Below are 8467 nucleotides of genomic sequence, written 5' to 3'. Positions count from 1 at the left end.
CCCCGATATCGTCATCAACGTCGGTTTTCGTGGCCATCTGTACTCACGCCCCCTCGTGTCCGCAGTTACAGGCCATCGTAGACATTGTAATCGAAGATATCTTCGGTCGTCAGTTCCTGTTCGATTTGGCCGTTATCGTGGGCGAACGTCGAGAACACCTCGGTTCCGTCCTCGATCTCACGCGGGTCGGTGACGAAGTTCGACAGCGGCGACTCCAGCGCTGTCCGGGCGCGTTCTGTGGGCATCCCAATGCCGCTTTCGACGTGTGCGGCCGTCTCGTCGGGGTTTTCGGCGATAAATTCGGTTGCCCGGACGTGCTGTTCGAGGAACTGCGCCGCCAGCGGCGAGTCCCGGACTGCATCGCTCATCAGCGTCACCGCGGCGGGCTGGCCGGGCATGATCTCGCTTGCGGTCCGGAACATCGACACGTTCGAGCCCTCTTCGTTGGCGATCGTCGGCACCGGCTCCATGATCGAGGTGCCATCGATCTCCTCGCCCGCGATCGCCTGCCAGACGGCGTTCGCGCCGTTGATCTCGATGATGTCGACCGCCGATTCAGGGTCGACACCGACGACGTCGCTGAGCCAATACCGGAGCAACACGTCCGGGACCGATCCCTGCGGGAACGTCCCGAACCGGAAGCGCTGGCCGTGCTCGTCCGCCCAGACGTCGAAGGCGTCGGCACCGTGGTCAGCCCAGAGCGCCTGCAGTTCCTCGTCGGCCATGATTCCCATCGGCTCGACGATGTTTGCTGCCGTCACCTGCGCCGGAATGCCCCGGTCGACGACGATCATCGCGGGCACGATACCGAACATCGCGACATCGAGTTCGCCGCTGCCGTAAGCTTGGACGATCGCCGGTCCATCGGTGAACTCCCGGCCGTCGATCTCCGCGTCGATCTCCGAGAGGTACCCCTCTCCCTCCATCACGAAGTACTGCAGATCGGGGTAAATCGGCATGTATGCAACGGTGAGTTCCTCCAAGGAGCCGCCACCGCCACTACCGAGACAGCCGGCACTGCCGACCGCCACAGCCGAACCAACTGTACCAAGATATCTGCGCCGTGAACAGCTGAACCCTGTCATTACGTCGTGTAAACGCCCCTGACGTATCCACGGCGAGGTAGCGGTAGTGCTGGGTCCGATATCTGACAGTGCCATCCCGTCGATTTGGCCGTTTCGCTCGGTTTGGAGGGCTTATATGCCTCTTTTCACGCAGACGGCTGTCCTGTATAGAGGGTAAAATTGCCGATACATGCGCCGGGGTGAGTCACTGGGTCGAATCCGCTATTGTTGACACGGCAGAACTATTGCCGTCCCGGACGCTACGACAGATATGAGTCGGTTCTCATCCCGTGTTGAGCGGATCTCGATTAGTGGCATCCGGGAGGTGTTTGAGGCGGCCGGCGAGGACGCGATCAACCTCGGGTTAGGCCAGCCCGACTTTCCGACGCCCGACCACGCCCGCAAAGCGGCCATAGAAGCCATCGAATCGGGGCAGACGGACGCCTACACCTCGAACAAGGGCACGGAGTCGCTACGCACGGCTATCGCCGCGAAACACGACCGCGACAACGCCTTTTCGGTCGATCCCGACAACGTCATCGCGACGGCCGGCGGCAGCGAGGCGCTCCACATCGCCATCGAAGCCCACGTCGATGCCGGCGAGGAGGTCATCTACCCGGATCCCGGCTTCGTCTCGTATGAGGCGCTGACACATCTGGCGGGTGGAGACCCGACCCCGGTCGAACTGCGTGATGACCTCACGATGGCCCCTGAAGCCGTCGAGGAAGCGATCACCGACGACACGGCGCTGTTCGTCGTCAACAGCCCCGCGAACCCCACGGGCGCGGTCCAAAGCGAGGCCGATATGCGAGCGTTCGCCCGAATCGCCGACGAGCACGACGTGCTGTGTCTCTCTGATGAGGTGTACTCGCCGTTCGTCTTCGACGGCGAGCACCACTCGCCTGCCGGGTTCACGGACTCGGGTAACGTCGCCGTCGTCAACGCCTGCTCGAAGGCCTACTCGATGACCGGCTGGCGGCTCGGGTGGGTGACGGCCGAGCACGAACGAATCGAACGGATGCTCCGGGTCCACCAGTACGTCCAAGCCTGCGCGTCCGCACCCGCCCAGTACGCCGCTGAGGCAGCCCTCTCGGGGCCACAGGGCCGCGTCGACGAGATGCGGGCGGCCTTCGAGAAGCGCCGCGATGTCGTCTTGGACGGGCTTGAGGGAATGGGTCTTGCGGTGCCGATGCCGAAGGGCGCGTTCTACGTGATGCCCCGCATTCCCGACGGCTGGGTGGACGAAGTCATCGACCGCGGCGTCGTCGTCGTCCCCGGCGAGGCCTTTGGCGAGGGCGGGTCGGGCCACGCCCGGATCTCCTATGCGACCGACGTGGAGACGCTGAAGGATGCTCTCGAGATCATGCGCGAGGCGACGGCTGCGGTGCGGTAGCGCCCGGTTTGTTCTATCTAGCGGCGAACGTCTCCGAGCATAATCAGATCAAAGCTAGCATCGGCGTTAACGCTACCAGTTGGAGTCTCCTGAAAAAGAACGCTCAGCGTCGCCGCGGTGTTTAGCTGATTGTGCTACCGATTCCTGCCGAAACGGATCCCACTTGCGTAAGCAGGACAGTCGTCGTGAACAGTACGCCCATCATTCGGGGGTGCTCGCGCAGGTACGCCGCGATGTCTGTATCGGACATGATACATGGCAACAGACCCCCGGGTTGATATTAAATTTATTTGATAGTTACCTACATAAGATTAATTAGATTAAGTTAAAATTTTAAGTAAAATGTGGATTAAAATCAATAGCTCGGCCGAAAAATAGAGATACGGCGATATTTGAGTCTCGGATGGGAAGGCGGTAACAGTATATTCGATTTCGACGGGGTGAATCGTCTCGAAGAACCAAGACGTTCCGTCCGGGCAGAGCACCGGGGTAGGCGTCGGCCCCGCAATGAGCTTGCGAAATACTGCAACATCGTATAAACAGTCGGGCAGAACGACGGACACAGTCGTGTCGGACTCCCGAAGCGGCGAGTTCGTGAGTCAGGCATACAAGATATTTACCGGCAGGGCAAGAATCACCCAGTACGACAGATCCCATCGATGAACCCGACAAACCGAGAACGGCACGAGCGAGTTTCGATCCCACGTTCGGTCTTCCGCGGTGATCCCCCCGTTCAGGATCGAAGCCCGCCCTTACTCAGGGGTGAAATCCCAGGTCATCTTGACGAGGACGTTATCGAGGTTCCAACCCCGGTGTCCACGGGCGCGGACACGGAGGAGATCAACGTCCTCCACGTCGACGACGAGCCGACGATGAACGATGTGACAGCGACCTATCTGGAACGGACCGACGATGATCTCGCAGTTTCGACGGCGACAAACGTCGTCGAAGCACTCGACCGGCTCGAAAGGGGAGACATCGATTGCGTCATCAGCGACTACGACATGCCGGTCACGAACGGGATCGAGTTCCTCGAAATCGTTCGCGAGCAGTACGCCGACCTCCCGTTTATATTGTTCACCGGCAAGGGCAGCGAGGAGGTCGCAAGCGAGGCCATCGCCGCGGGCGTCACTGACTACATGCAGAAAGGGACCGGCACCGACCAATACGAGGTACTCGCCAACCGCGTTAGGAACGTCGTTGAGCGCTATCGGGCCAGACAGCAGTTTTGGGAGGCGTTATCGTGGTACCGTCGCTTGGTCGAGCAGGACCTGACCGGTGTGTTCATCATTCAAGACGACGAGTTCGTGTATGTCAACGAGCGGCTCGCGGACGTCTTCGGGTGCGAGCAAAGCGATCTCGTCGGGGAATCACCGCTCGCCCTCGCCGGCAATGAGGCGGCCGAGGCGACGTTGCGAACGTTCGTCGAGACAGATCCGGAGGACCACGGCACCTTCGAGTGTGAGTTCACCGGTGAACGCGCTGACGGTGTGAAAATCGACGTCGAGGTCCACGGTGGTTCTATCAAATACAAAGACGAACCCGGCTGCATCGGGATTCTCTGGGGCCGCGACGACGGCACATGAGGACGCGCCCGTACGGGCCAAGTATAAAAACGAGCTGTTTGTTAAAAGAGCGAGCACTGGCGAGTGATACAAACGAGCACAGAACGGAGAATCGAGGCAAACACGCGAGCGAATCCTCAGTTCCGGCTTGACCCCATTCCGCTTAGATCGTCAATATCTAGTGACTGACTCCAGAGGATGTCTCCGCCGTGCCGGACTGGCACGTTCTCCAGTTCCAGCAACTGGATGAGCTCCTCCGATGAAACGTGGAACGACGCTATCTCCCCCGAACTCAGGAAGTGCTCATCATTACCGCTGACGTGTGGTTTAAATACGCTACCGAGTCCCGCATCGTCCGTCGCATAGGTCGTGATCCGGAGCTCAAAGCCGTCGCCCTCGGGCGTCACATCGAGGATATTCGGCGTTCGACTCACGGCCTGCGTAACTGTCGCGCCGCCGTCGCCGACGACGATGTACTGGCCGCCGAGGACGCTTTCCCCCCGGGCGATCGTCAGTGCCGCACGAAGCGGGAAACCGGCGTTCAACAGCCGAGCGATCAACTCGCCGATGCGCACTGCGCCATCGTTTATTATATCGTTCAACGTCACGATGCCGCCGACGGCCCCAGCCTCGATGAGGGCCAGGCCCTGCTGATAGGAGTTACACGCGTTCAGGAGGAACGCGTCCACGCCGGCTGAATCGAGTGTCGCCGCGTCGAGTTTGCCGTCGGCACACTCGAACCCGTCCCGTTCGGTGTGGCCGATGTAGTGGAGGAAACTCCGATCTGCCCGGAACTCCTCGCGGAGCGCCTCCACAGAGAGGTCCCGCCGCATCCGGACGTCGAAGGGCAGGTTCTCCCGGTCGCCGTAGACGTCCCCGACGAGGTCGCGCTCCTCGCCCATCCGGGGGTCGTTCGACACGACGGTGATCGAGATGTCGCCCTCGGTCGTCTCCCGGTCGAGGCGGTTCCGAAAGGCCGCCGCCGTCAGTTTGCTCGCTCCGACGGGAATGCGGTCGCCGATCCAGGCCTGTTCGAGAGAGCCCGACGACTGGGGCTGGACGTACGACGGCCCCTCGGCGTCAGCCTCGGTCCCTTCGGCGGCCGACCGCGTGAGGACACCACTCCGCGTCAGCGTCCCTGTGGATTCGGTTCCCGGCTGCGCCGCTCCGGGGGTGGCGGCCGTCCGCACGATCGCGAGGTCGTCGACGACGAACGGCAACTGCTCGACGGTGTCGCCTGTCGGTTCGACGTGGGCTGTCAGCCGCCACTCCGGGATGACATCCTCGAGTAGCGCGTACGGAACCTCCAGGTACGTCGCTACCTGTTCCGCAAGCGACTGCTCGTAGAGCCGCCCCCAGTCTAACCCGACGTACCCCTCGAGTTCGTTGCGGGCGCGCAGGTCGATCTCGTATAGTCCCTCGGTTCTGGTGACACAATCGAGCACGAAGAGCCGCTTGAGGGTTCGCTCGACGTTCTCCTCGAACGACTTCGGAGAGGAGAGCGAGTGCTCGAAGCCCCTGTCGGTCACGAGCCGCGGCTCCGACCCCGCCACGACCTCGGCGCCCAGATAGTACGCAAGCGGCGCAGCGGCGTACACCGCCCCGCGGGTCGGCGGCAGTTCCAGTCTGATCCCCGTCTCGGGGACCTCGATCGAGTCCGGAATCTTGAGTTGGTCGCCGAGCCGAACCGCTGGGGGGTGGCCCCGTAGCGACGGGAACGACCGCTCCGGGGAGGTGGTTTTCAGCGCCGACCCGAACGTGCTCACCGCGGCCATCATGTCGTGGGGGTCGGCCGTGGTCGTCACCGTCGCCGCCGGCCGGTCGTGCCACGACTGCGCGCCGACCCGGAGTTCCGTCGGGCCGTCAAACTCGATGCGCGTCTCCAGAAGCGTCGCGGTGGTCTCGATCGGTCCCGTGACTTCAACGTAGGTCTTGATCTGTGCGCCCAACTCGAGGATGTAGCTCCCGTCGCCGACAGATCCCTCGTCAAGATGGCCGACCTCGGTCACCATCTCGCCCGCGCTGTCCCGGATGCAGACCGTCACGACCGTCGGCAGGACAATCTCCTCGGCCGTAATCTCGACGGCGCTGTCGACGGGAAAATAAAACGGGTCGGTGTCGATCGGTGTCGGCGAGACCGGCCGGTCGGCGTGGAGCCGGTATCGCAGTTGTTCGATGCGGTCGACGACCTCGACGCCCGGCGGATCCTCGAGTGCCTCGAAGCCGAAGACGGGGTCCTGTTCGCTCATCAATGAGTGGTTTTGCGTGCCATCCGTTACCGAGCAACCGACAAAAACCTACCGGGGATCGCGGGACGCCTCGGCGATGGACGGCCATACAGTGGCACACGACGACAATAGCGTGAGGTCTCGTGGTGTAGTTCAACAATCGCTCCGGAGGGATTGTCTCGGGACGAAAAATACGAAGTTGGTACAGCGTTCGAGCGGTTTCGCGCGGTTCGACAGCGGCCGGGAGTTGGGTGTACGTGCCGAGCGCGGCTTACATCATGCCGCCCATGCCGCCGCCCATACCGCCCATGCCGCCGCCCATACCGCCCATGCCGCCTGCGCCGCCGGGGCCGCCAGGTGCGTCGTCCTCGTCGTCGTCGCTGGAGCCACCCTTGAGGTCGCCCGCAGCGATGACGTCGTCAATGCGGAGGATCATCACGGCCGCCTCGGTGGCGGACTCGATGGCCTGGGTCTTCACTCGGAGCGGCTCGACGACACCCTCGTTTTCCATGTCGATGACGTCGCCGGTGTAGGCGTCGAGGCCGGCGGTGCTGTCGTCGGACTGCCGGCTTCGGAGTTCGACCAGCGAGTCGATGGGATCGAGGCCGGCGTTCTCGGCAAGTGTTCGCGGGATCACGTCGACCGCGTCGGCGAAGGCCTCGATGGCGAGTTGCTCGCGACCCTCAACGGAGTCGGCGAAGTCACGCAGGCCGAGTGCCAGCGCGATCTCAGGTGCGCCGCCGCCGGGCAGGACCTTCCCCTCCTCCAGCGTCGTGCGCACGACGCCGAGGCTGTCTTCGACGGCGCGTTCGATCTCGTCGACGACGTGCTCGGTGCCGCCGCGGAGGATGAGTGTGACCGCGCGGGCCTCTTCGACGTCCTCGACGAAGATCTTCTCGTCACCCGCGATGGGTTGTTGTGTGACGGAGCCGGCAAAGCCGAGGTCGTCCTCGGTGATGTCGTCGATGTTGGAGACGACACGGCCGCCCGTCGAGCGCGACAGCGCCTTCATGTCGGACTTCTTCGCGCGGCGGACGGCGAGGATGCCCTCCTGGGCGAGGTAGTGTTGGGCCATGTCGTCGATGCCCTTCTGACAGAAGACGACGTCCGCGCCGATGTCGACGAGCTGGTCGACCATCTCGCGGAGCTGCTTTTCTTCCTGCTCGAGGAACTGCTCGAGTTGGTCGGGGTCGGTGACGTTGACCTCGGCGTCGATCTCGGTCTCTTTGACCTCGATCGCCGCGTCGAGCAGCGCGATATCGGCGTCCTCGACGAGAGCCGGCATGTTGTCGTGGACGCGCTCCTTGCCGACGAGGACGCCCTCGACGAGCTCGGACTCGTCGACGGCCCCGCCGACGACCTTTTCGACCTTGATGTTGTCCGTGTCGACATCGTCCTCGTCGGCGACGGCAAGCACCGAGTCGACAGTGAGCCCGGCGAGCAGGTCCTTAGAGTTCTCAGCGCCCTTACCGGTCATCGCCGTCGAGGCGATGGATTCGAGCACTTCGGTGTCGTCGGCGTCGACCTCGATGGAGACGTCCTCGAGGATGTCCTTTGCTTCGGCGGCCGCCTGACGGTACCCCTGCGCCAGCACCGTCGCGTGGATGTCCTGCTCGAGGAGGTCCTCAGCCTGCGAGAGGAGCTCACCGGCCACGACGACGCTCGACGTCGTCCCGTCGCCAACTTCCTCTTCCTGCGTCTCGGCGACCTCAACGATCATGTTCGCCGCGGGGTGTTCGATGTCCATCTCGCCGAGGATAGTGACGCCGTCGTTTGTGACGACGACGTTGCCCGTCGAGTCGACGAGCATCTTGTCCATTCCCTTCGGGCCGAGCGTCGTGCGTACGGACTCGGCGACCGCTTTCCCGGCGGTGATGTTCATTGACTGGGCGTCCTGCCCGGAGGTGCGTTGGCTCTCCTCGGAGAGGACGATCATCGGCTGGTTGCCCATCTGTTGACTCATATTCATCCGAATGATTGTCCGCGGTTCTATATAAATCTTTCTGAAATAGGAAGAGAGAAACCGCCGGACGGGCCGACGATCAGCGTGCTATACGTCCACACGAAGCGTTTATATAGGTTCTTTCTGCGGTTCAAACATTCGGTGCGCCTTCCGACGGTTTCCGTCGGTCGCCGCTACACGGACCGCGACTCGTCGGCGAACTCGTGGTACTCGATGTCGTTCGAGCGCATCTCGTTGTGGCGGCGCTCGAGGAA

General features: G+C 62.7%; 6 protein-coding genes. 2 read left to right on the top strand and 4 right to left on the bottom strand.

The annotated features are described in order from the left end of the window. Nucleotides 1–65: 65 nt before the first annotated feature. Entirely contained in the window at nucleotides 66–1085 is a 1020-nt protein-coding gene (locus tag ACI944_RS08610; protein WP_411718644.1) for an ABC transporter substrate-binding protein, read from the bottom strand. A 250-nt stretch (nucleotides 1086–1335) separates the two neighbouring features. Here ACI944_RS08610 and ACI944_RS08605 point away from each other — a divergent pair, with 250 nt between their 5' ends. After that, complete coding sequence (locus tag ACI944_RS08605) at nucleotides 1336–2457, top strand: pyridoxal phosphate-dependent aminotransferase (RefSeq protein WP_411718643.1); 1122 nt, start codon at nucleotides 1336–1338, stop codon at nucleotides 2455–2457. 121 nt (nucleotides 2458–2578) lie between these two features. On the opposite strand, the gene ACI944_RS08600 is transcribed toward ACI944_RS08605, so the two are convergent. After that, entirely contained in the window at nucleotides 2579–2707 is a 129-nt protein-coding gene (locus ACI944_RS08600; protein ID WP_411718642.1) for a hypothetical protein, read from the bottom strand. Between the two features lie 562 nt (nucleotides 2708–3269). Here ACI944_RS08600 and ACI944_RS08595 point away from each other — a divergent pair. Beyond that, nucleotides 3270–4043 (top strand): response regulator, encoded by a 774-nt coding sequence (locus ACI944_RS08595; RefSeq protein WP_411718641.1) that lies wholly within the window; start codon nucleotides 3270–3272, stop codon nucleotides 4041–4043. Nucleotides 4044–4159: 116 nt separating this feature from the next. Here the strand turns inward: ACI944_RS08595 and ACI944_RS08590 are convergent, their stop codons facing one another. Both ACI944_RS08590 and thsA read right to left on the bottom strand, forming a co-directional pair. Then, nucleotides 4160–6271: a hypothetical protein gene (locus ACI944_RS08590; RefSeq protein ID WP_411718640.1), complete on the bottom strand. Its 2112-nt coding sequence runs from the start codon at nucleotides 6269–6271 to the stop codon at nucleotides 4160–4162. Nucleotides 6272–6521: 250 nt separating this feature from the next. Continuing rightward, entirely contained in the window at nucleotides 6522–8201 is a 1680-nt protein-coding gene (thsA, locus tag ACI944_RS08585) for a thermosome subunit alpha (RefSeq protein WP_411718645.1), read from the bottom strand. Nucleotides 8202–8467: the final 266 nt, after the last annotated feature.

Origin of the sequence: Natronomonas sp. (genome assembly GCF_046710025.1) — an archaeon.
Taxonomy (GTDB): Archaea; Halobacteriota; Halobacteria; order Halobacteriales; family Haloarculaceae; genus Natronomonas.
The sequence above is the reverse complement of the archived record's forward strand: the minus strand, read 5'-3'. Positions and strand labels throughout refer to the sequence as shown.